This is a genomic window from Stenotrophomonas sp. STEN225, assembly GCF_056756445.1.
In genome coordinates this window covers 1-23,292 of sequence record NZ_JBRRBV010000014.1, presented here as the reverse complement: position 1 = coordinate 23,292, position 23,292 = coordinate 1, and the positions used below count along the sequence as shown (strand labels likewise).

The following is a 23,292-nucleotide window of genomic DNA, read 5'->3' as shown; positions in this document are numbered from 1 at the left end:
TGAACCCGTTCCATGCAAGGGTCTGTGCGGCGGTGTCGGCGTATGTCGGGATGTATCCGGGCGACCGCTGGGCGTGCGGCTGCCGTAGAGTCGGACAGGTCCGGCGGAGGGCGTCGGACCGGGTCGGATCCTGGCGGGGATCCGATCCGGTTGTTCCTCTCCGCGGCCGATCCATCGGGGCCTGGCCGCGTTGTTGCTGTTGCGCCAGTTCTTCGCAGGTGCAGGGCGCAGCCCTGCCCGAGCACCCTCACACCGTGATGGTCTGGGTCAGCGATTCCCAGGTCGGCGGCAGCGGCCACGCGGCCACCTGGTTGCCGTCCAGCACCCGGCGCAGGTCCCGCGGATCGATCTGTGGCGCCAACACATGCACCAGCTCCAGCGCGTAATCGCGCAGCACGCGGTCACGCGGCAGCACCGCCCAGGCGATGCACTCGGCGATCGGAGCGGGTGCCGGCCATGCCTTGAGGTCTTCGTCGAGGGAACTGACCGCCATTTCGGCCAGCAGGCCCACACCCAGGCCGGTACGCACATAGGTCTTGATCAGATCGGCGTCCAGCGCAGTCAGCGCCAGATCCGGAACCAGCCCGTTGGCAGCAAAGGCACGCTGCAGCGACGAGTTCGGGCGCGTGGACGATTCATAGCTGATCAGGGGCTGGCGGGCGAGCGCCGCCAGGTCCGGTGCGCGGCCCGCGCGATCCAGCGGATGGCCCTTGGGCACCACCACCAGCCGCCGCCAGCGGAACAACGGTACGGCGATGCCATCGCCAGGCTCCCCACCAGCCGTACTGATGATGGCGATGTCCGCATCACCCTGGTTCAACCGATCCAGCGCATCGGCTTCGGCGGCCTGCTGCAGGTGCACGCTGACCTGCGGATACGCCTGCTTGATCGCCGCCACCGCCGGCGGCAGCACGAAACGCGCCTGGGTATGGGTGGTGGTCAGGATCAGCTGGCCCTGGCTTTCGCGGCGCTGGTTGGCCGCGTAGGTGCGGATGTTGTTGGCCTCGGCCAGCACGGCGCGCGCGCGGGAGATCACCTCGGTACCGGCCGGGGTAACGGACTCCAGGCTGCGACCCTTGCGTACGAACAACAGGAAGCCCAGCTCGTCCTCCAGCTGCTTGAGCTGCTTGGACAGGCCGGGTTGGGTGGCGTGCACGCGCGAGGCAGCCAGCGTGATGTTCAGCTCGGCGTCGGCGATGGCGACCAGATAGCGCAGCTGGGTCAGCGTCATGGGCGGGCAGGCAGCAGGGGCGGAGGTCCACTCTAGGGTCAATTGCCGTCACCAGCTTATAACCAAAGGTTGTTTAAGAAAGGCATCTGGTCATTTCCGGGCGTCATATGCCGGCGCTACGGTCAGCCGGCAGCCGCTGGCGTGAACAGCCAGCCCTCCCTCTTCCGCCCGCCGTCCTGGCGTGGCCCCGCCTCCGGAGCGCTTCCATGGCCCTGTACGACTCCATCCTCGACACCGTCGGCAACACCCCCATCGTCAAGCTGCAGCGCCTGGCGCCGCCGCAGGTCAGCCTCTACGCCAAGGTCGAGTCGTTCAATCCCGGCGGTTCGGTCAAGGACCGCCTGGCGCTGGCGATCATCCTCGACGCCGAGGCCCGTGGCCTGCTCAAGCCGGGTGACACCATCGTCGAAGCCACCTCGGGCAACACCGGCGTGGCGCTGGCGATGGTGGCCGCCGCCCGTGGCTACAAGTTCGTGGCGACCATGGTCGAGACGTTCTCGGTGGAACGCCGCAAGCTGATGCGTGCCTACGGCGCCAAGGTGATCCTGACCCCGGCGGCGGAACGTGGCAGCGGCATGGTGCGCAAGGCGCGCGAACTGGCCGAACAGCATGGCTGGTTCCTCGCCAGCCAGTTCGCCAATCCGGCCAACCCGGCCTACCACCGCAACACGACGGCGGCGGAGATCCTGCGCGACTTCGCCGGCAGGCGCCTGGACTATTTCGTCAGCGGCTGGGGAACCGGCGGAACCCTCACCGGTGTCGGCGAGGTGCTGAAGGTCGCACGGCCGCAGACCCGCATCATTGCCACCGAGCCAGCCGGCGCCGCGCTGCTCAAGGGCGATGACTGGAAGCCGCACAAGATCCAGGGCTGGACGCCGGACTTCGTGCCGGACGTGCTCAACCGCGACGTGGTGGACGAGCTGCTGAGCGTGGACGACGAACGCGCCATCGCCACCGCGCGCCGGCTGGCCGCCGAGGAAGGCATCTTCGTCGGCATCTCCGCCGGCGCCACGGTCGCCAGCGCGCTGGATGTGGCCAGCCGTGCCGAGCCGGGTTCGGTGATCCTGGCGATGCTGCCGGATACCGGCGAGCGCTACTTCTCCACGCCCCTGTTCGCCGACGTGAACGAAGGTTCCGACGACGACTGGCTGGCCGGCCTGCCGTGATGCACAGGGTCGGATCCCTTTCCCGTCCGGGAGAGGGCTCTGACCCTGCCTGCGCACCTCGGAAACATGGGGTCAGGGCCTTTTCCATACGGAAAAGGATCTGACCCCTCTCTGCTTCAGCCTGCGTGAAGGTGGCGACCGCCATCGTGCGTGAAGACCGTCGGATCGCAGCGCGTGAGACGGTCATGACGCAGCATCGATGGCCTGTCCCCTACGCTGGGTACAGCCGCCGCAGGTACTGCGCGGAACATCCGACAGGCAGGAGACGGACGCATGAAGATCGAAGTGTGGCAGGGCGACATCACGACCCTGGCGGTGGATGCGATCGTCAACGCGGCCAATGAATCGCTGCTGGGCGGCGGCGGAGTGGACGGTGCGATCCACCGTGCCGCCGGCCCCGGCCTGCTGGCCGAATGCCGGCAACTGCCGGAACTGCGCCCAGGCGTGCGCTGCCCGACCGGTGAAGTGCGCGCCACCGGCGCCCATGCATTGCCGGCGCGGCACGTGCTGCACACGGTGGGCCCGGTCTGGCACGACGGCCTGCGCGATGAACCCGCGCTGCTGGCCAACTGCTACTGGAAATCGCTGCAGCTGGCCGAATCGCTCGGGGTGCAGTCGATCGCGTTCCCGGCCATCAGTTGTGGCGTGTACGGCTATCCGCTTTACCAGGCCGCGCAGATCGCCGTGACGGAAACCCTGGCGTGGCAACGCAGCCATGCACAGCCGATGCGGATCGTGCTGGTTGCTTTCAACACCGCCACGGCCAAGGCGTATCAGCAGGCCCTGGCCAGTGCCGGGCAGAACGCGGACAACGAAGTGCGCGGCACGCTGCTGCCGCCACTGGGTGATACCGGCTTCGCTGCCGCGCATTGAACACGGGGCGGCGGCACTGAAGAAAAGGCCGGGCAATGCCCGGCCTTTTCATTGCGGCAGTGCCCCTGGACGCGTCAGCGGCTGGCCGCGTCGACCGCGGCGTCATCCGGCACGGCCGCCGCATCCGCCGCTGCGCGGGCCGCCGACGCCGCGGCGCCGGCAGCGCTGGCGCCATCGATCTGCACGCGCACCTCGACCAGGCCCTGCTCGTCGCTGAGGCTGGAAACATCGACGGTGTAATGACCGGCCGGTAGCGATTCCTGCAGACGCGCGTTGGTGCCGTTGCCGCCGTCGTCGTCGACCAGCTCGACATCACCGCCGACCACACGCAGCACGGTGTCCACCTGACCGGAGATCGCATCCAGGCGAACATCGCCCGGACGCTCCAGTGTCAGCAGGAAGCGACGGCGACCTTCGCTGTCGAGCATGGTGAACACGCTGCCCGACTGCGGCAGTTGGGTACCGTCGCGCTCGACGATGTTGCCCGGCAGCTCGGTGCGGGCAACGGTCAGCTTGAAGGTGCCGGACGCATCGTCGTCCAGCCCGCGCACGCCCAGCGTGTACTTGCCGGGCTGCAACGGCAGCGACAGGCGCGAATTGGTGCTGTCACCGCCATCGTCGTTCTCCGCGTCGATCTCGCCGCCCTTCAGCTTCAGCACGGTATCGAACGCATCGGACGACAGGTTGACCTCATAGAGGCCGGCCTTGTCCACCTGCAGGGTGTAGTCCTGCGATCCGGAAACCAGCATGTCCACGACTTCGCCGCTGCCTGCGATGGGCTTGCCGTCGTAGGGCACCAGCTTCTCCACCCGCAGGCGGTAAGGGCCGTAGGCGGTCGGGCTGTCGGCGTTGACCGCCACCTGGTAGGTGCCGGCACCGTTGGCGCGGAACGCCAGCGATACATCCCCGCTGCGCTCATAGCCGGTGCGGCTGCTGGCGACCAGGCTGCCATTGTTGAACACGGCAATCGAGCCACTGAGGGCACCGGTCAGCTTCATGCCCACCAGCTGCTTGTCCTCCAGCGTGATCTGGTACAGCTGGTGGTGGCTGCCGTCATTGAAATTGATGCCGCTGCGCGAGGTGATCTCGCCGGAAACGGGCTTGTCGAACTCGAGCGACGGGGCCTTGCCCACATCCGCATTGCTGCCGGAGCGGTTGCAACCGCCTGCGGCGAGGACCGTAGCAACGGCCAGCGTGATTGCTGCCAAACGCATGTTTTTTCTCCTTGGCCTTCCATGTGTGTCCCCCGGGCCGGCCGGGCCCGCGGGAGGCGGAAAAGATACCCGCAAAAGCAAACGCCGGCGTGAGGCCGGCGTTGCCCTGTTCATCCTGCGATGGAACCGATCAACCGTTCCACTTGCCCAGTGCAGCCAGGCCGTTTTCCTTGGCGCGCTCGAACACGGTCTTCTGCGCGGCGGCGTAGTTGCCCTTCATGTCCTTGGCCCACAGCTTCAGTGCCGCCTGCTGCATGGCACGGCCGTAGGAGAAGCTCAGCGGCCACGGCAGGTTGCCCAGCTGGTTCATCGCATTGAGGTGGGCGGTGGACTGTTCATCGCTCTGGCCGCCGGACAGGAACACCACGCCCGGCAGGATCGCCGGCACGGTGCTCTTCAGGCACATCACGGTGGACTCGGCCACTTCCTCGACGTCGGCCTGCTCTTCGCAGTCCTTGCCCGAGATGACCATCGAAGCCTTCAGGATGGTGCCTTCCAGCAGCACGTTCTGCTGGTACAGGGCGTCGAACAGCGAACGCAGGGTGGCTTCGGTGACTTCGTAGCAGGTCTCGATGTCGTGGTCGCCGTCCATGATCACTTCCGGCTCGACCATCGGCACCAGGCCGCATTCCTGGCACAGCGCGGCGTAGCGGGCCAGCGCATGGGCGTTGGATTCGATGCAGGTGCCCGACGGAATGCTCTCGCCGATGTTGATGACCGCACGCCACTTGGCAAAGCGCGCACCCAGCTTGTAATACTCCTGCAGGCGCTCACGCAGGCCGTCCAGGCCTTCGGTGACCAGTTCGCCCGGGCAGCCGGCCAGCGGATGCGCACCCTTGTCCACCTTGATGCCCGGAATCATGCCGTGGTCGGCCATGTACTTGGCGAACGGCACGCCGTCCTTGGTCGACTGGCGGATGGTTTCGTCGTACAGGATGGCGCCGGAAATGTGCTCGTTGAGCTTCGGCGTGGTCAGCAGCAGTTCGCGATAGGCGCGACGGTTCTCCTCGGTGTTCTCGATGCCCACGCCGGCGAAGCGCTTGGCGATGGTACCGGTGGATTCGTCGATCGCGATGATGCCCTTGCCCGGGGCAACCATGGCCTGGGCGGTTTCAGCCAGCTGTTCGATGCTCATGTACTTCCTGTGGCGGGTGCGGGAAAAACGTAAGTATAGCCCCGCAGCCCGTGGCCTCGACGTGGAGGCCAGACTGGAAACGATTCCAATGTCCGTTCAGGACAGGCGCTGTCCTGCGCCGTTCCGGTCAGAGCCCCGGTGGGGCTCCGACCCGGTTCCGCAGCGGTTACAGATCGCCCAGACCGCTGGCGCGACCGTCTTCGCCCACCTCGAGCAGGCGCAGGGTGTTGGTCGCACCGTGGGTTTCCATGTGCTCACCGCTGGTGAACACCACCCGATCGCCGGCCTGCAGCAGATCCGATTCGACCAGCAGGCGGATGCTGCCACGTGCGGCTTCGCGCGGGGTCAGGCCACGGCTGTCGAAATTGATCGGAAACACATCGCGCATCAGCGCCATCTGCCGGCGTGCGCCGTCATGGCGGGTCACCGCGAACACCGGTGCCTTGGCACGGAAGCGCGACAGGTAGCGCGCGGTACCGCCGGACTCGGTCATGGCCACGATGGCCCGCACGCCCACGTGCTGGGACAGGAACATGGTCGCCATCGCGATGGCCTGGTCGGCGCGCTCCAGGTTGCGCGGCGACGCATTGAAGTCGGTCTCGGTCTGGAACTGGCGCTCGGCGCCCAGGCAGATGCGCGCCATCGCCTCCACGGCCTTGACCGGATACGCACCGGCAGCGGTTTCGGCCGACAGCATCACCGCATCGGTGCCGTCGATCACCGAGTTGGCCACGTCCAGCACTTCCGCGCGGGTCGGGATCGGGCTTTCCACCATCGACTGCAGCATCTGGGTGGCAGTGATCACCACCTTGTTCTGCGCCAGCGAAGCCTTGATGATCTTCTTCTGCAGGCCCGGCAGTTCGGCATCGCCGATTTCCACGCCGAGGTCGCCGCGCGCCACCATCACCACGTCACTGGCCTCGACGATCTCCTCCAGGTTCTCGATCGCTTCGGTGCGCTCGATCTTGGACACCAGCGCGGCGTAGCAGCCGTGCGATTCGGCGATCGCGCGGGCATCGTTCATGTCCTGCGCATTGCGGCAGAAGGAAACGGCGATGAAGTCGACACCGATCTTGGCGACGATCCCGATCAGCTCCTTGTCGCGCTCGGTCAACGCGCCCAGCGACAGGCCACCGCCCTGCTTGTTCAAGCCCTTGCGATCAGACAGCACCCCGTCGTTGAGCACGGTGCTGATGATCCGCTCACCCTGCACCTCGACGACCTGCAGCTGCATCAGGCCGTCATCGAGGAGCAGGACATCACCGGGGCCGACGTCCTGCGGCAGGCCGAGGTAGCTCACACCCACCTGCGTGGCATCGCCGGCCGGTGCGTTGGGCGAGGCGACCAGATCGAAACGATCGCCCGCCTTGAGATGGATCTTGCCTTCGGCAAAGCGCTCGATGCGGATCTTCGGGCCCGGCAGGTCGGCCAGGATGCCCACTTCCACGCCCACCCGCTGCGCGGCAGCGCGCACGTCGGCGGCACGCTTGGCCTGGCCGGACGGGTCACCGTGGCTGAAGTTCAGGCGCACCACGTTGACGCCGGCGCGGAACAGATCCTCCAGCACGCCCGGCGGATCGGTGGCCGGACCGAGGGTGGCTAGGATCTTGGTGCGACGCTGACGCTCGAACATGGTGAATGGGCCTCTCCCGTTAAAGCACGGAAATTAGCACATCCTTCACGCCCCATGTATGCGGTTACAACCTTGTGCTGCCTGACTCTGCGGGACATGTAACGGACATCGCCCGGACATACGCCGGCGCAGGGTGCCCGGTATCAGGCCAACAGTGTCGTCAGCTGGACCGGTTCGCGTGCCAGCTGGCCCGCACCGGCTTCAGTGAGTTCCGCTTCGCCACCAAACCCCCACAGCACGCCGATGCTTCGCAGGCCGTGGTGACGCGCGCCCTCGATATCCATGCGACGGTCGCCGATCATCCAGCACTGCGTGGGCGACACCTGCAGCCGGCGCAGCGCTTCGCCGACCAGCTCGGGCTTGTGGCTGCGCGAACCATCCAGGGTCGAGCCGATGATGTCCTCGAACAATCCGCCGAACGGCAGATGGGCCAGGATCCGGCGCGCGTGCGGCTCGTTCTTGGCGGTGACCACCGCCAGGCGGTGGCCACGCGCATGCAAGGTGCGCAGGGCGTCCTCCACCTGGGGGTACACCGTGTGCTCGCGCCAGCCCTCGGCATCGAAGCGCTCGCGGTAGTACCCGACGGCCTGCTCCACCCGCGCCGGTTCGATGAACAGCGGCGCGAACGTGGTGCGCAGCGAAGGCCCGATCCAGCCCAGCAGCGTTTCCCGCGCCGGCACCGGATGCTCCATCTTCTGCAGCGCATAAGCGATGCAGGTGGTGATGCCCACCTGCGAATCGATCAACGTACCGTCCAGGTCGAAGAAGAGCGTCGCGCGTTCTTCCGGTGCCGGGTGGGCAGAACCGGCCTGGGTGCCGTCCGGGTTCATGCGCCGCGCGCGGCGAGCGCGGCCACGGCCGGCAGGGTCTTGCCTTCCAGGAATTCCAGGAACGCGCCGCCACCGGTGGAGATGTAGCTCACGTCCTTGGCGATGTCGAACTTGTCGACCGCTGCCAGGGTGTCGCCACCGCCGGCGATGGAGAATGCCGGGGACGTGGCGATGGCACGCGCCAGCGCTTCGGTTCCCTTGCTGAAGGCTTCAAACTCGAACACGCCGACAGGGCCGTTCCAGACCACGGTGCCGGCATTCGCAATCAGCTGCGCGTACTGGGCAGCGGTCTGCGGACCGATGTCCAGGATCAGATCATCTTCGGCGACCGCATCCACGGCCTTCACTTCGGCAATGGCGTCGGGCAGGAACTGCTTGGCCGTGACCACGTCCACCGGAAGCGGAATCTCGGCCCCGCGCGCCTTGGCGTCGGCAACGATCTTCCGGGCGGTGTCCAGCAGGTCCGGCTCGTACAGCGACTTGCCGACCTTGTAGCCGGCAGCCGCGATGAAGGTGTTGGCGATGCCGCCCCCCACGATCAGCTGGTCGACCTTGCCCACCAGATTGGCCAGCAGTTCCAGCTTGGTGCTGACCTTGCTGCCGGCCACGATGGCCAGCAGCGGCTTGGCCGGTGCGTCCAGCGCCTGCGCCAGGGCATCCAGCTCGGCCATCAGCAGCGGGCCACCCGCGGCGACCGGGGCGAAACGGATCACGCCATGGGTGGACGCCTGCGCGCGGTGCGCGGTACCGAAGGCATCCATCACGAACACATCGCACAGCGCGGCGTACTTCTTCGACAGGGCTTCGTCATCCTTGCCCTCGCCGACGTTCATCCGGCAGTTTTCCAGCAGCACCAGCTGGCCCGGCTGCACCTCGACGCCGTCGATCCAGTCGCGCACCAGCGGCACCTCGCGACCCAGCAGTTCGGACAGGCGTGCGGCAACCGGTGCCAGCGAATCGGCTTCGCTCCACACGCCTTCCTTCGGCCGGCCCAGGTGCGAGGTGACCATCACCGCCGCGCCCTGCTCCAGTGCGCGCTTGAGCGTCGGCAGCGAAGCGGTGATGCGCTGTTCGGAAGTGATGCGGCCATTCTCGATCGGCACGTTCAGATCCTGGCGGATCAGCACGCGCTTGCCGGAGAGGTCGAGGTCGGTCATGCGGACGATGGACATGGGCAACTCTTGGGCTCAGGGACGGGGTGCCGGCGTTCGGCAGACCGTCATTGTATCGGCTGCGGCAGAACGGATGGCGCCGGCCGCAGCGCCGCTCCATGCGCGGCCGGGATTCATCGGGATCTACGCCGAAGGCGAAGGCTTCTGCCTGAGCAGGCTGACCGCCAGACCGCCCACGACCAGGACCCCCACGCCCAGCAGCGCCCACAGCAGCCAGGCCTTCCAGTCCCGCTGCGGTTCCAGCGCTGCGTCTCCGGCCAGCGGCTCGGGACGGCCCTCCAGGCGTGCCAGCGTCGGCTGCCAGGCCGGATCGTTGCGCTGGCGAAGTTCCTCGATCAGCACCCCGATCGGCGCCTCCGCGCGGCGCGCCGTCGCGCTGCCCACCGCCAGTGCATAGGGCGCAGCGCCCTGGCTCAGGAACACCATCACTTCCGGCTGGTAGCCCAGGCGCAGGGTGGGGGCGCCGGCGATCTCCGCCGGGCTTGCCACCAGCTTCCAGTAGCGGTCGCGGTGCACATCGCCCAGCACCTGCGCCGCCGACTGCTGACGCGGGCCCTGCGTTCCCTGCTGCAGCTGATAGGCGATCCACGGTGCACTGCGTCGTTGCCACTCCGCGCCTTCATCGTCGCGGCTGAACAGCGTCCACTGCACCAGGCTGTTGTCGGTACTGGCGACATCGGCGCGCGCGATCGGGAAACGGCCGTCCAGTTCGAATGTGTATTCGCCCTTGCCCTGCGCTATCGGCGTCAGTGACAGCCATTCCCAAGGCAACGTCGCCGGTGCCGGCGGAAGCTCGGCGAGCACGCCATGCAGGGCAGGCAGTCGCGCGTCGCCCTGCGGCAGCACGCGCAGATAGCGCGCATTGCCGTCAACCTGCAGGCGTCGCTGCAGCAACCGTTTGCCGGCGCGCTGCAGGTCCACCAGCGGAATGTCCCGACCGATGGAGCGCCAATGCTGCAGGTCATCGCTGGCATCAAGCTGCACCTGCGCCTGCAGCGGCTGGCCACTGTCGGCCCAATCCAGCACCAGCGCCGCCAGCGGTTGCTGGCCGAGCACGCTGGCATCGATCAGCCAGCCGCCCTGCCCGTTCACCGTGCCAGCACCGACACGCGCTTCGACCCGGCGCACACGGCCGTCGGTATCGCGCTCGGTCAGCAACTGCAGGTCGTTGCGTTGCGCATCGGCCAGCGGCGGCAGTGCGAACCAGGGCAGCTCGCGCTGCACCGGCGGCTGTGCCAGCGGCGCGTCCGGTGCCAGCAATGCCGACGGCAGGGCCTGTCCGGCCGCGTTGAACACCTGCAGGTCACCCAGGTCTGCTGCGCCTGCACGGCGGTAGATCGCCGGTTCCAGCACCACCCGATAGGCGCCGGACTGCGCACTGGACAGCGTCAGCGGCCACTGCTCGGCGTACTGCGTGCGGTAGTCGGACGCGTGTACGGCCATGGTGGCGAACAGGCCCAGCATCGCCGGCACCACCATCCTGCTCCACATTCTCATTGGTTCTCCTCCACGGATGGCACCGCGCCCGGTGGCGCCGGTGCCAGATAGCCGACGACCGTACACAGCAGGCCATAGGCGATGAACGATGCGATCCCGAGCAGGTTGCCCAGGTGCTGGCGGTCGATGAGGACCAGTTTGGCCAGGACCACGCCCATCAGCACCGCGCCGACCATCCACAACACACGCTGGCCACGACGCGAGCCCCACACCCAGGCGATCACGCCGAGCACGCTCCACAGCACGGTCAGGCTGGTCTGGGCCAAGCTGTAGCGCGCCATCGACGTACTCCAGGCCAGTCCCCCCCAGTGGTGCACGCCATGCAGGACCAGGCTGGTCAGGGCGATGAAGCCCGCCAGTGCCAGCACCGGCAGGCGCAGCCTGCGCAGCGCGGGCGGTGCCACATCGCTGTATAGCCAGCGCGCCAGCAGCAACAGGCTCAGCCACTGCCCCATCTCGGCCGGGTTCAGCACCGGCAGCCACGGCAGCGGTGCCGCAGTGCCCGGCAGCAGCTGGCCCAGCAGCCATCCGGTCGCCAGCAGCGCGAACAGCACGCACTGCAGCGGCACGCGTGCGGCATCGAATGCCGGGCCCAGCGGCCAGCGCAGCCAACCCCAGCGCCACAGTGACAGGGCGGCCAGCAGCAGCCAGGGCAGCGTCACCAGCAACAACGTCCAGCCCTGTGCCAGGCCAGCCTCGCCGCCTCCCCACAGGGCCAGCAGCGAAAGCAGCGATGGCCACAGCAGCCACCACAGGAACTGGGCGATGCGCGCCACCGTGTCGCCGCCCTGGCGCAGGCACAGCAACGTGCGCCCCCCCAGCACGGCGAACAGCGCCCATGCCAGGGCGCCGTGGCCCGCGAACGGTTGCTGGTGTGCATGGCTTTGCGCCAATGCCAATGGGAACGCCATCGCCAGCATCGCCAGTGCGGTCATCCCCAGCGCACGTGCCGGTTGCCGGCGCTGCACCTCGGCTGCCAGCCAGGCGGTCGCCGCCGCCAGCACCAGCAGTGCATCGGCCTGCGAGGCATGCGCGAGGAAACGACCGATCTCGTGCACCCAGCCGCCGAGCCACCACAGCAGGCCCCACAGGTAGTAGACCAGGGCGATCTCATGACGTGCCCGGCGCTGGTAGCTCCACGCCGACGCCAACCCCGCCACGGCCAGCAGCAGCGCACCGATCGCGGTGGGATTGAGCAGCAGGCGCCCGTCCTCGTGCCAGTGGTTGCCACCTGCCACGAAGGCGAATGCCGCCGCCATCTGCAGCAGCGCAGCGGACACCTGTGGCAGCCAGCGCCTCTGGCGCAGACCGAGCCAGGCCAGCCCGGCACCTTCCAGCGCGAACACCGCACCGGTGGCACGGGCGGACAAGGCCAGCGGCACGGCCAGCGTGGCGAAACCCACCGCCAGCACCGCGTGCGACTGCGCCAGCACCGTATACGAGGCCCGGGCGATCAAGGCACGCGCCAGCACCGCGTAGATCACCGCCAGGCCCAGCGCGCACAGTGCCAGTGTCATCGGCTGTTCGTGCAGCATCGCCGCCTGCAGCGAGAAGGCGATCAACGGCGTGCCGAACACCAGGCTGCCATCGACCAGATCGCGGCGACCGGCAGGCTGCCTGCGCGCGTACAGCAGGGGAATCAGCAGATAGAAGGCGAGGAACAGCAGCAGGAACGGTTCGGTGCTGGAGAACTTCTCGGCCCTGTACTGAAGCACGCCCCAGAACGTGCCGATACCGAAGGTGAACGCGAAGCCCAGCAGGTTCAGCGCGCGCCACGGACGGAACCAGGCGATGGCGAAGATGCCGGCGTTGAGCACTGCGTAGTAGCTGAAGAGGCCGACATGGTTGCCACTGCCGGTCGACAGCCACAGCGGGGCCATGAAGCCCGCCAGGATGCCCAGCACCGCCAGGGTGCGCGAGTTCTGCAGTACTGCCAGCACGCACAGGCCGGCGACCAGCGCGATCGAACTGGCGAACGCAAATCCCGGCGCAAGCAGCTCAAAACGCTTGAATGCCGCGAAGATGGTCAGCAGCAGCACACCGATGGCGCCGCCCTGCAGGGCCAGCGCGAACAGGCGCCGGCGTTCGCGCTGATGCCAGCCGAAGGCCAGCAGGCCCAGCGCACCAGCGGTGACGGCCGCCAGCCGGAGTTCGACCGGGAGCACCAGCCAGCCCTGGTCACTGACGTACTTCAGCAGCGCGGCAACACCGGCCAGCAGCACCAGCATGCCGATCTTGACCGGCACGTTGCCCTCGGTGAACCAGCGTTTGACGGCGCCGATGCCACGCTCGAAGAAGCCCGGCCCGGCCGGCTCGACCGGCGGCGCAGGCGGGGGCGGCGTGGCCGGCAGCGGCGGTGGTGGCGGCGCTGCCTGCCGCGGCGGCGCCGGCACGGAGGATTCCGGCGCATGGGCCGCCACGGGAGAAGGTGCTGCCGCAGCCCGCGGTCGCTCCATGGCTGGCGCGTCCGTTGCCGGAACGGGGGCGGGCCCGGGCGGTGGCGCGGCAGCGCGCGGCGATTGCGACACATCGGCCAGTGCGCTCTCAAGCGCAGCGACCCGGCGCCGCAGGCCGGCGATCATCACCAGCGCGACCACCAGCAGCAGCGGAATCGCCAGCAGTATCAATACGACCAGGGCTATCAGTGCTTCCATTGCGTGCCTTCCCATGCGATCCCGCGCCCCTGCGGCGGCGGTCGGACCGCCCCATGCTACGACAGGGCCGGTCCCTCAAACGACGAACCCCGGCCAGGCCGGGGTTCGTGCGCGATCTTCGCCGGCCTTACTTGGCGGCGACGACCCTGGCCATTTCCAGGCACTTGTTGGAGTAGCCCCACTCGTTGTCGTACCACGACACGAGCTTGACGAAGGTACCGTCCAGGGCAATGCCGGCTTCGGCATCGAACACCGACGTGTGGGTCTCACCGCGGAAGTCGGTAGCCACGACCTTGTCTTCGGTGTAGCCGAGGATGCCCTTCAGCGCGCCTTCGCTCTGTGCCTTCACTTCGGCGCAGATCTCGGCGTAGGTGGCTTCCTTTTCCAGCTCGACGGTCAGGTCGACCACCGACACGTCCGAGGTCGGCACGCGGAAGCTCATGCCGGTGAGCTTCTTGTTCAGTTCCGGAATGACCACGCCGACCGCCTTGGCCGCACCGGTGGAGGACGGAATGATGTTCTCCAGGATGCCGCGGCCGCCGCGCCAGTCCTTGTTGGACGGGCCGTCAACGGTCTTCTGGGTAGCCGTGGCGGCGTGCACGGTGGTCATCAGGCCACGCTTGATGCCCCACTTGTCATTGATGACCTTGGCCAGCGGGGCCAGGCAGTTGGTGGTGCACGAGGCGTTGGAGATGATCGCCTGGCCGGCGTAGGTCTTGTCGTTCACGCCGAACACGAACATCGGCGTATCGTCCTTGGACGGGGCGGACAGGATGACCTTCTTGGCGCCGGCATCGATGTGCTTCTGCGCGGTTTCCTTGGTCAGGAACAGACCGGTGGACTCGATGACCACGTCCACGCCCACTTCGTCCCACTTCAGGTTGGCCGGATCGCGTTCCTGGGTCAGGCGGATCTTCTTGCCGTTGACCAGCAGGTCGTTGCCCTGCACCGACACGTCAGCCTTGAAGCGACCGTGCACGGAGTCGTACTTGAGCATGTAGGCCAGGTAATCCGGCTCCAGCAGATCGTTGATGGCCACGATTTCGATGTCGTCGCCGAAGTTCAGCACCGCCGAGCGCAGGACGTTACGCCCGATGCGACCGAAACCGTTGATACCAACCTTGATTGCCATTTCTCAAGCTCCTGCAGCCGCGACGGGTGCGGCGGGGTGGATAGGGCCCACAAGTCTAGCAGGCCCGGCCTGGCCACCGCCGGCCAGACCGGGCCGGTGGCGGGCGGGCTGGCCGGATTTGATCCGGATCAAAGCGTTAGCGCGGCGTGAGGCCGAGACTGGCCCCATCCACCCCGCAACGAGAACACCCCCATGCGCAAGACCTCTCCCCTGATCGTGGCCAGCCTGGCCGCCGCCCTGTCCCTCGCCGCCGCCCCGGCGATGGCCCAGTCCAAGGGCGACTGGACCCTTTCGGCCGGCGTGCACCAGGTGGCGCCGAAGTCGAACAACGGTTGGCTGGCCGGTGGCACGCTGAAGGTCGACGTCGACAACGACGTCAAGCCGACCATCACCGGTGAGTACTTCATCGCTGACAACCTGGGCATCGAAGTGCTGGCGGCACTGCCGTTCAAGCACGACATCAACATCAACGGCCTCGGCCGCGTCGGCAGCACCAAGCAGCTGCCGCCGGTGGTGACCGTGCAGTACCACTTCAACAGCAAGGGCAAGGTGTCGCCGTTCATCGGTGCGGGCGTGAACTACACGACCTTCTTCAGCGAAGACACCACGGGCGCGCTCAAGGACAGCCGACTGAAGCTGCAGGACTCCTGGGGTCTGGCCGCGCACGCCGGCGTGGACTTCGCGATCGGCGAGAGGGGCGCGCTGCGCGTGGACATGCGCTGGATCGACATCGACAGCAAGGTGAAGCTGGACGGCCAGAAGATCGGTACGGTCAACATCGATCCGCTGGTCTACGGCGCCTCCTACGTCTTCAAGTTCTGAGCGCGGCCTCCGGCGTGGCGGGCCTGCCCCGCCCTCCGGCCAACCGCTGAACCCTCCGCAGCATGTTGCCCCGGTGATCGCCGGGGCTTTTTTCGGCTTACCCATCCGTGGCCACCTCGACCCGGTTGCGCCCGGACGCCTTGGCCCGATACAGCGCGGCATCCGCACGCGCCAGTGCCTGCTCCAGCGAATCGGCGCCATCGTCATGCCACCGCGCCACACCAATACTGACGCTCACCACCGGCGCGGCGTCCGAATCGGCATGGGCGATCGCCAGCGCCTGGACCTGCTGACGCATCCGCTCGAACGGCGCGGTTTCCGGCTCGCCTGGCGACCACTGCCCCAGCGCCACGAACTCCTCACCGCCGTACCGCGCCACCACCGAGTCAGCGCCGCGAAGCTGCGCGGCCAGCGTCACCGCCACCGCATGCAGGACCGCATCGCCCGCCGGGTGACCATGATGGTCGTTGTAGCGCTTGAAGTAGTCGATGTCGATCATCGCGATGCGCAAGGCGCCACGCGCGTGCGGCCGGCGGAGATAACGCTGGAAGATCTGGTTGGCACGACGATCGAATGCGCGCCGGTTGAGCAATCCGGTCAATCCGTCGTGGTTGGCCAGTGCATCCAGCCGCTGCTCGGCGCGCCAGGTTGCACGCGCCTGCCTTTCCAGGATGTAACTACCGAAGATGCCAGCCAGGTTGCTGGCCAGCACGAACGTCACGCTCTGCAGCATCTGCGCCCAGTGCCGGCCGACCTGCAGCTCCGCCAGCACGAACGCCGATGCGATCAGGGTTCCGGTCAGCGTGGCGACGCCGAAGCGCAGGCCACACAGGAAGTAGTTCAGCAGCAGGAACAGGCTGACGCCTTCATAGGGATAATCCACGCCGGCGCGATGCGCCGTCCAGATCATCGTCACCAGCGCCAGCCCGCTGATCAGCACAGCACCGCCCCCCAGCCATTGCAGATGGCGGCGGAACGCTGGGACGAAGGTGAGTGCTACCGCCACCAGCAGTACCGGCAGCAGCAGCCCGAGCCGCCAGCGCAGCACCTGTGCATGCACATCCGGCGGAAGCCAGAAATGGTCCAGCACGGCAAAGCCGATTGAAAAGATGCCGGCAACGGCACAGGCCCAGCGCATCCGCCAGACCACCTGTTCATCGAACGCGCGGGCAAAGCCGTCGTCCGCATGTATTGCCGTGATGCGCCGGTCCGTGATGCTCATCGCGATGTCCCCGCCCGTGGCCGCGCCACCGTAACGGTCCGCGCATCAAGGGCGCGTGGCGAGCGGCCATGCTGGATCAAACGCGTCCGGCCGCCGCCCCGCTAGAATGCCGGCATGAAAGCCCTGCATTCCCTGTTCCTCGCCGCCGCGATCGCGCCGGCTCTGCTGTCCGCCTCCGCCCCTGCCCATGCCTGGGGCGCGCAAGGTCATCGCCTTGTCGCTGAGGTAGCGGATTCCCGCCTCTCGCCCGCTGCGCGCGCCGAAGTCGACCGCCTGCTGGCCAGCGAACCCGGTGCCACCCTCGCCAGCGTGGCCCCTTGGGCCGACCAGCTGCGCGCCAAGGACCCGGGCCTCGGCCGCCGTTCCGCCGGCTGGCATTACGTCAACATCGCCGAAGACGGCTGCCACTACGAAGCGCCCAGGCACTGCACCAACGGCAACTGCATCGTCGAGGCGCTGAAGGCACAGAGCGCGATCCTCGGCGATCGCAGCCTGACCGACGGCGAGCGGCTGCAGGCCCTGAAGTTCGTGGTGCATCTGGTCGGCGACATCCACCAGCCAATGCATGCCGGCTACGGTCACGACAAGGGCGGCAACGACTTCCAGCTGCAGTACGGCAACCGCGGCACCAACCTCCATTCGCTGTGGGACAGCGGCATGCTCAACACCCGCAAGCTGGACGACAACGGCTATCTGCCGGTGCTGCGGTCGCTGCCGGCGCCGAAACTGGCGCGCCAGTCCAATCCGCAGCGCGATCCGCAGGCGTGGGCTGAAGCCAGCTGCCGCATTTCGATGCAAGCCGGCGTTTATCCAGCCTCGCGTAAGATCGGCGATGAATACACCGCGCGCTACCGCCCGGTGGCGGAAGCGCAGCTGCGGCTGGCCGGCGAGAATCTGGCGCAGCTGCTGAACCGCGTGCTCGCCGCACGCTGAGGAGGTTGCCGATGCCGGTCCAGGTCCAGTCGTTCTTCCATCGTGACAGCAATACCTTCAGCTACCTGGTCAGCGACCCGGCCAGCGGCGAGGCTGCGCTGATCGATCCGGTCCTGGACTACGACCCGGACACCGATGCCAGCAGCGAGTCGCCGGTCCAGCCGGCACTGCACGCGATCGAGCAGCAGGGGCTGCGGCTGAGGTGGCTGCTGGAGACCCACGCCCACGCCGACCATGTGTCGGCCGGGCGGCGGCTCAAGCAGCGTTTCCCTCACGCCACGCTGGCCATCGGTGAAGGCATCCGCGCCGTACAGGCGACCTTTGCGCCGCGGTTCGGCCTGCAGCTTCCTGCCGCGGACGACATCTTCGACCACCTGTTCGCCGACGGCGAGACCTTCACGCTGGGCGAAGTGCGCGGCCAGGTCATCGCCGTGCCCGGCCACACCAGCGACAGCATCGCCTACCTGATCGGCGACGCACTGTTTACGGGCGATTCGCTGTTCATGCCCGACGGCGGTACCGCCCGCTGCGATTTCCCCGGCGGCGATGCGGCGCAGCTGTACCGCTCGATCCAGCGCCTGCTGGCGCTGCCCGAGTCCACCCGTGTGTTCGTCTGCCACGACTATGGCCCGGGCGGCCGCGACATCGCCAACGAGACCACCATCGGCGAGCAGCGCGCGCGCAACATCCACGTGCATGACGGCGTGGCCGAGGCCGACTTCGTCAGCGTGCGCCAGGCCCGCGACGCCACGCTGGCCGAACCGGCGCTGATGCAACCGGCGGTGAAGGCCAACATCCAGGGCGGCGCCTGATCGACGCCGCTGTACTGGCCGGACATGGCCCGGCGCTACCCGGCATCACGCGCGATCATTTCCCCTGCGTACGGACCGTCTGCCGGCCCTTCACGATCTCGAAGGTGAAGGCGTACAGCAGGCTGACCGGCACCGGCTCGATGCGCTCGGCGCTCCCGCAGTCGCCGCGGTCGGCTGGGACCTTGCCGACCGGGTAGTGGCAGACCGCGGCAGCGCTGTACTTCCACATCGCCACCGCCTCCTGCGCCGCCTGCAGCAGCGGCGCGTTCTCCGCTGCAGCGCCGGCGGCGCACTCGGGGCGGTCAGTCAGCGGCAGGCTGCGCTCTACCATGCCTTCCGCATCGACCACCACCTGCAGGCAGATGGTGGTGGGCGCCAGTTCGGTACGCGGATCGCGGTCGCCCACCTTCGGATCAGGCGCCGCATACAGCTGCGGCATCCGATAGCCTTCGCCCGCTGCCAGCGCATAGGCCTGCACCTGACCGCTGCCGCCCGCCGCTGTGGGCTGCAACCGCTGATGGCCGACACTCTCGCTGCGGGTGTCAACCGTGCCCAGTCGCTCCTGGGTGGCACAGCCGGCCAGCAGCGTGGCCAACAGCAGCGCGGCCTGCCTCACCGCGCGCGCTCCGCTTCCCTCTCGTCCTCACTCATGGAGAACGTCAGTGGAATCCGCACGGCGGAAGCCACCGGACGCCCATCCTTCAGGGCCGGCCGGAAGGTCCAGCCCTTGGCGGCCGTGATCGACACCGCATCGAACACACCGGGATTGGTGGCACTGAGCACCTGTACGTCGGTCGGCCTGCCCTCTGCGTCGATCTCGACCTTCAAGGTGACGACGCCGGTCAGGCCCTGCTGGAAAGCAGACTCCGGATACTTCGGCGGTGCCATCCTCTCGACCTGCGCAGAACGCTGCAGGCCGGCCGCAGCGGCATCGGCCTGCGCGTACTCGGCTGGCTCGACGCCGATCGACGACACGCCGGCCATCCCGAGCTGGCTTGCCCACGCCACCGTGGCCAGGCCCGCGCACACCCCGACCACCAGCACCTGCCCGAACACCCACGGCAATGCCTTCCGCTTGGACTGCTTCAACATGGCGATTCGCTCCTTCAACACGGGTTGGCTGCGCCAGTGACACACTGCCGGCGCAACCGGGTGAACCAGCTGTGCCTTCAGCAGCGTGCTGGCGTAAAGTCCGCGCAGCGCAGGCTGCGTGGCAATGGTGCGGGCATCGCAGGCCAGTTCCTGGTCGCGCAGGAACCTGCGTGTTGCCCACGGCATCAGCGGATGGAACCAGAACGCTGCGCGTGCAAGCAGCAACGCGCCGTTCGCCCAGTGATCGCCATTGCGGCGATGGCTGCGTTCATGTGCCAGGATCAAGCCCTGCTCGCGTGCATCGAACTGCTGGTCGAAATCGGGGCCGACCACGATGCGCGGCCGCCACAGGCCGACCAGGGCCGGCAGACCGGGATCGGCACTGGCCTGCCAGCTGCCGTCGACGCGCGCCTGCAGACGGCCCAGGACACGTTCGAAGCGCTGCTGCGCGCGCAGGCTGCGCAGCAGACTGATCGCCACGCCAAGCATCCAGGCCAGCAGCAACCATTGCGGCCAGCGCATGACCTGGGTGGGCTCGCCCTCCGGCGCGACAGGCATCACGTTCAGGGGCAGGGTCGGCACATGCTGCAGCAGGGGCAGCGCAGGCAACGGCAGCAACAGGCCTGCCAGCAGCAGGGGCAACAACCACCAGCTGCGATAGGCCAGCGAGGGCCCTCCCAGCCGCAGCAGCAGCGGCCGCATCGCCGCCAGCAGGATCACCGCCAGCGCCAGCCACACGCTGGCCCGCCACACGCTGTCGAGCACCTCACTCATGGTCCAGCTCCTGGATCAGTTTCTTCAGTTCGGCGATGTCCTGCGCGCTGAGCTGGCCGCGCTCACTGAAATGGGCTACCAGTGGCGCCACCCGTCCTTCGAACACCCGGCCCAGAAAGTCCTGGCTCTGCGCCGCCACCCAGGCCTCGCGCTGCAGCAGCGGCCGATACAGATAGCGGCGGCCTTCGCGTTCGGCAGCGATCGCGCCCTTGGTCAGCAGGCGGTTGAGCAGCGTCTTGATGGTCGGTTCGGCCCAGTCCCGATGGGCCAGTGCGGCAACCACCTCATCGGCACCGCGGGGCGCCTGCTGCCACAGCACTTCCATCACGACGGCTTCGGCCTCACTGATCGGATTCATTGTTTACGCCCGTAATCGACAATTCGATTACGCACGTAATCAAAACTGCTGTCAAGCCCTCCATCGACCTGCACTTCATGCGCTCTGGCCCAGCATCGGCCCTTCCGGTCCCGGAGTGCGCATGAAACCGCTGCCCAAGAAGGATTTCCCCGTCGAACAGGCCCGCCGCTTCCTCGAACCCGGCCCGATCGTGCTGGTCAGCACCGCATGGCGTGGCCAGCGCAACCTGATGACGATGGGCTGGCACATGGTGATGGGCTTCTCGCCATCACTGGTGGCGACCTATCTGTGGAACGAGAACCACAGCTTCGCGCTGGCGCGGGGCAGCGGCGAATGCGTGATCAATGTGCCGGGCGTGGAGCTGCTCGATACCGTAGTGGACATCGGCAACTGCAGCGGGCGGGAGGTCGACAAGTTCGCGCACTTCGGCCTGGATGCCCTGCCCGCCCGCGAGGTCGGCGCGCCGCTGGTCGGCCAGTGCCATTCGTGCTTCGAGTGCCGCCTGTACGACGACAGCCAGATCGAGACCAGCAACCTTTTCATCTGGGAGATCGTGCGTGCCCACGTCGCGCCACGGCCGAAACTGCCGCGCACCGTGCACTACCGTGGCGATGGCCGCTTCATGGTGGCCGGTGCGGAAGTCTCGCGTCGACGGCGGTTCAAGCCCGACATGCTGTAATGCCGGAACTCCCCTTACGCAGGACTGCCCCGGATGACCGAACACCTCACCGACCTGGACGCCGCCGTCGATTGGCTGTTCGCGCGCGTGGAAGGGCCGCTGCGGATCGGAGCACCGCTGGCGCTGGGCAAGCCACACCGGTTGCTCAATGCACTGTATGCACGGGTCGAGAACGATCCCTCGCACCCCCTCCAGCTCTACACTGCCCTGTCGTTGAATCCGCCGAAGGTGCGGGGCAGCGGCCTGGAGGCCCGCTTCCTGGGCCCCTTCGCGCAGCGCCATTTCGGCGAGGATTTCCCCCGCCTGGCCTATGCCGACGCGATCGCCCGTGACGCACTGCCCGCCCATGTGCAGGTGGAGGAGTTCTACATGCAGTCCGGCGCCCTGCTCGGTTCCCGGCAGGCGCAGTCCAGCTACACCAGCCTCAACTACACCCATGCCGCTGATGCAGTGGCCCAGCGCGCGCCGCAGGTAATCGTGCAGAAGGTGGCGATGCGCCCGGACGATCGCCGCCTCTCGTTGTCCTGCAACAACGACATCACCCAGGACACGCTCGATGCAATCGCCGCACGCGGCCTGCCGCGTCCGCTGATGGTGGCCGAGATCGATCCGCAGCTGCCTTATCTGGGCGGCACCGCCACGGTCGATGTGTCCTTCTTCGACCTGGTCATCACCCCGCCGCCGCCGTATCCGGCGCTGTTCGGCCTGCCGCGGCAGCCGGTCGCCGACGCCGACTATGCGATCGGCCTGTATGCCAGCACCCTGGTGCGCGATGGCGGCACGCTGCAGATCGGCATCGGCACGCTGGCCGATGCACTCAGCCATGCACTGGTGCTGCGGCATACCGACAACGCGCGCTACCGGCGCGTGCTGCACGCGCTGGATCCGCAGCTTGCGCGGCATCCGCTGGTACAGGAAATCGGCGGCCTGGAGCCGTTCGAGATCGGCCTGTACGGCTGCAGCGAGATGCTCAACGAGGGCTTCCGGCGGCTGGTCCAGACCGGCGTGATCAAGCGCAAGGTGCATGACGACCTGGCGCTGATGCAGCGCATCGAGAACGGCAGCACGCTGTCCATCGACCATGCCACGCTGGCCGCCGAAGGCGAATACCTGCATGGCGCGTTCTACCTGGGCTCGCCGGAGTTCTACCAGTGGCTGCGCGAGCTGCCGGCGGATGAACGTCGCGCCATCGGCATGCGCCGCATCAGTGAGATCAACCAGCTTTACGGCGGCAACGAGACGCTGGAGCGCCTGCAGCGCCGCCATGCACGCTTCTTCAATTCCTGCATGATGGCCACTGCGCTGGGCGCGGCGGTCTCCGATGCCCTGGACGATGGCCGCGTGGTGTCCGGCGTCGGCGGCCAGTACAACTTCGTGGCGATGGCCCATGCCCTGCCGGAAGCACGCAGCGTGCTGATGTTCCGCGCCGCACGCGATGACAAGGGCCAGCGCGAATCGAACGTGCGCTGGAACTATGGCCACACCACCATTCCCCGCCATCTGCGTGATATCTACCTGGACGAGTACGGCATCGCCGACCTGCGCGGGTTGACCGACGAGGACTGCGTGCAGGCGATGGCGGCGATCACCGAGGCGCCGTTCCAGCAGGGCCTGCTGCAGCAGGCACAGGCCGCACGCAAGCTGCTGGCCGCACCGCAGCCCGATCCGCAGCGGCTGCAGCGCAATACACCGCAGGCCCTGGCCGCAGCGCTGGCACCCTTCCGTTCCGACGGCACCCTGCCCGACTACCCGCTGGGCAGCGACTTCAATGAGATCGAGCAGGTGCTGGTGAAGGCGCTGGGCTGGTTGAAGGCCAACACGCAGACCCGCGGCGACAAGCTGCGTACCGTCTGGGCAGCGCTGCGGCAACCGGCCGGCGATGGCGATGCGGTGTACCTGCAGCGCATGGGCCTGCAGTCACCGAAGGACTTCAACGAGCGGCTGGACGCGCGCCTGCTGCGGCTGGCGCTGGCACGCACGGCCTGAAGCCGGTAGCGCCGGGGGCGGCCCCGCGCGCCCCCCCACCCCCCGGGCCGGGCCCGCCCCCGCCCCCAAAGACAATG

20 protein-coding genes are annotated in these 23,292 nt (G+C 67.7%); 7 read left to right on the top strand and 13 right to left on the bottom strand.

Going from position 1 to position 23,292, the window contains the following annotated elements:
- Window positions 1-247: 247 nt before the first annotated feature.
- Complete coding sequence (locus ACVOJ1_RS14005) at window positions 248-1,231, bottom strand: LysR family transcriptional regulator (RefSeq protein ID WP_053517088.1); 984 nt, start codon at window positions 1,229-1,231, stop codon at window positions 248-250.
- Between the two features lie 206 nt (window positions 1,232-1,437).
- Here ACVOJ1_RS14005 and cysK point away from each other — a divergent pair, with 206 nt between their 5' ends.
- Both cysK and ACVOJ1_RS13995 read left to right on the top strand, forming a co-directional pair.
- A complete protein-coding gene (cysK, locus tag ACVOJ1_RS14000) occupies window positions 1,438-2,397 on the top strand; it encodes a cysteine synthase A (protein ID WP_065175759.1) in 960 nt (319 codons plus the stop codon).
- A 273-nt stretch (window positions 2,398-2,670) separates the two neighbouring features.
- Entirely contained in the window at window positions 2,671-3,270 is a 600-nt protein-coding gene (locus ACVOJ1_RS13995; RefSeq protein WP_053517092.1) for an O-acetyl-ADP-ribose deacetylase, read from the top strand.
- A gap of 74 nt (window positions 3,271-3,344) precedes the next feature.
- On the opposite strand, the gene ACVOJ1_RS13990 is transcribed toward ACVOJ1_RS13995, so the two are convergent.
- The 8 genes from ACVOJ1_RS13990 to gap all read right to left on the bottom strand — a co-directional run bounded on the left by ACVOJ1_RS13990 (window position 3,345) and on the right by gap (window position 14,537).
- A complete protein-coding gene (locus ACVOJ1_RS13990; RefSeq protein ID WP_065175758.1) occupies window positions 3,345-4,484 on the bottom strand; it encodes an ABC transporter substrate-binding protein in 1,140 nt (379 codons plus the stop codon).
- A gap of 130 nt (window positions 4,485-4,614) precedes the next feature.
- The gene (locus tag ACVOJ1_RS13985; RefSeq protein WP_053518502.1) at window positions 4,615-5,619 is read right to left on the bottom strand and encodes a class I fructose-bisphosphate aldolase; all 1,005 of its coding nucleotides are present in this window, start codon (window positions 5,617-5,619) and stop codon (window positions 4,615-4,617) included.
- 166 nt (window positions 5,620-5,785) lie between these two features.
- A complete protein-coding gene (gene pyk, locus ACVOJ1_RS13980; protein WP_065175757.1) occupies window positions 5,786-7,252 on the bottom strand; it encodes a pyruvate kinase in 1,467 nt (488 codons plus the stop codon).
- Between the two features lie 143 nt (window positions 7,253-7,395).
- Complete coding sequence (locus tag ACVOJ1_RS13975; RefSeq protein ID WP_053518497.1) at window positions 7,396-8,082, bottom strand: HAD hydrolase-like protein; 687 nt, start codon at window positions 8,080-8,082, stop codon at window positions 7,396-7,398.
- A complete protein-coding gene (locus ACVOJ1_RS13970; protein WP_053518495.1) occupies window positions 8,079-9,254 on the bottom strand; it encodes a phosphoglycerate kinase in 1,176 nt (391 codons plus the stop codon). Before ACVOJ1_RS13970 ends, ACVOJ1_RS13975 begins: the two co-directional genes overlap by 4 nt.
- A gap of 123 nt (window positions 9,255-9,377) precedes the next feature.
- Window positions 9,378-10,751: a DUF3999 domain-containing protein gene (locus ACVOJ1_RS13965; protein WP_164150927.1), complete on the bottom strand. Its 1,374-nt coding sequence runs from the start codon at window positions 10,749-10,751 to the stop codon at window positions 9,378-9,380.
- Window positions 10,748-13,405: a DUF2339 domain-containing protein gene (locus ACVOJ1_RS13960; RefSeq protein WP_346480554.1), complete on the bottom strand. Its 2,658-nt coding sequence runs from the start codon at window positions 13,403-13,405 to the stop codon at window positions 10,748-10,750. Before ACVOJ1_RS13960 ends, ACVOJ1_RS13965 begins: the two co-directional genes overlap by 4 nt.
- A gap of 127 nt (window positions 13,406-13,532) precedes the next feature.
- Window positions 13,533-14,537: a type I glyceraldehyde-3-phosphate dehydrogenase gene (gap, locus tag ACVOJ1_RS13955; RefSeq protein WP_053518489.1), complete on the bottom strand. Its 1,005-nt coding sequence runs from the start codon at window positions 14,535-14,537 to the stop codon at window positions 13,533-13,535.
- A 192-nt stretch (window positions 14,538-14,729) separates the two neighbouring features.
- On the opposite strand from gap, the gene ACVOJ1_RS13950 reads away from it, so the two are divergent.
- A complete protein-coding gene (locus tag ACVOJ1_RS13950; protein WP_111186764.1) occupies window positions 14,730-15,359 on the top strand; it encodes an OmpW/AlkL family protein in 630 nt (209 codons plus the stop codon).
- Window positions 15,360-15,456: 97 nt separating this feature from the next.
- Here ACVOJ1_RS13950 and ACVOJ1_RS13945 read toward each other — a convergent pair whose 3' ends face one another.
- Window positions 15,457-16,581, bottom strand: coding sequence for a GGDEF domain-containing protein (locus tag ACVOJ1_RS13945; RefSeq protein ID WP_053518485.1), 1,125 nt, complete (start codon window positions 16,579-16,581; stop codon window positions 15,457-15,459).
- Window positions 16,582-16,695: 114 nt separating this feature from the next.
- Here ACVOJ1_RS13945 and ACVOJ1_RS13940 point away from each other — a divergent pair, with 114 nt between their 5' ends.
- Complete coding sequence (locus ACVOJ1_RS13940) at window positions 16,696-17,514, top strand: S1/P1 nuclease (protein ID WP_346480553.1); 819 nt, start codon at window positions 16,696-16,698, stop codon at window positions 17,512-17,514.
- Between the two features lie 11 nt (window positions 17,515-17,525).
- Window positions 17,526-18,326, top strand: a complete 801-nt coding sequence (locus ACVOJ1_RS13935) for an MBL fold metallo-hydrolase (RefSeq protein ID WP_053518482.1) — start codon at window positions 17,526-17,528, stop codon at window positions 18,324-18,326.
- A 55-nt stretch (window positions 18,327-18,381) separates the two neighbouring features.
- Here the strand turns inward: ACVOJ1_RS13935 and ACVOJ1_RS13930 are convergent, their stop codons facing one another.
- The 3 genes from ACVOJ1_RS13930 to ACVOJ1_RS13920 are packed head-to-tail and all read right to left on the bottom strand — an operon-like array spanning window position 18,382 to window position 20,550.
- Window positions 18,382-18,942, bottom strand: a complete 561-nt coding sequence (locus tag ACVOJ1_RS13930; RefSeq protein WP_065175751.1) for a hypothetical protein — start codon at window positions 18,940-18,942, stop codon at window positions 18,382-18,384.
- Window positions 18,939-20,192, bottom strand: a complete 1,254-nt coding sequence (locus ACVOJ1_RS13925) for a M56 family metallopeptidase (protein WP_111186767.1) — start codon at window positions 20,190-20,192, stop codon at window positions 18,939-18,941. Before ACVOJ1_RS13925 ends, ACVOJ1_RS13930 begins: the two co-directional genes overlap by 4 nt.
- Window positions 20,185-20,550, bottom strand: a complete 366-nt coding sequence (locus ACVOJ1_RS13920; RefSeq protein ID WP_065181668.1) for a BlaI/MecI/CopY family transcriptional regulator — start codon at window positions 20,548-20,550, stop codon at window positions 20,185-20,187. Before ACVOJ1_RS13920 ends, ACVOJ1_RS13925 begins: the two co-directional genes overlap by 8 nt.
- A gap of 121 nt (window positions 20,551-20,671) precedes the next feature.
- Here ACVOJ1_RS13920 and ACVOJ1_RS13915 point away from each other — a divergent pair, with 121 nt between their 5' ends.
- Together ACVOJ1_RS13915 and ACVOJ1_RS13910 are read left to right on the top strand one after the other, a co-directional pair.
- The gene (locus ACVOJ1_RS13915; RefSeq protein ID WP_053518474.1) at window positions 20,672-21,229 is read left to right on the top strand and encodes a flavin reductase family protein; all 558 of its coding nucleotides are present in this window, start codon (window positions 20,672-20,674) and stop codon (window positions 21,227-21,229) included.
- 33 nt (window positions 21,230-21,262) lie between these two features.
- Complete coding sequence (locus tag ACVOJ1_RS13910; protein WP_346480552.1) at window positions 21,263-23,215, top strand: acetyl-CoA hydrolase/transferase C-terminal domain-containing protein; 1,953 nt, start codon at window positions 21,263-21,265, stop codon at window positions 23,213-23,215.
- Window positions 23,216-23,292 lie beyond the last annotated feature (77 nt).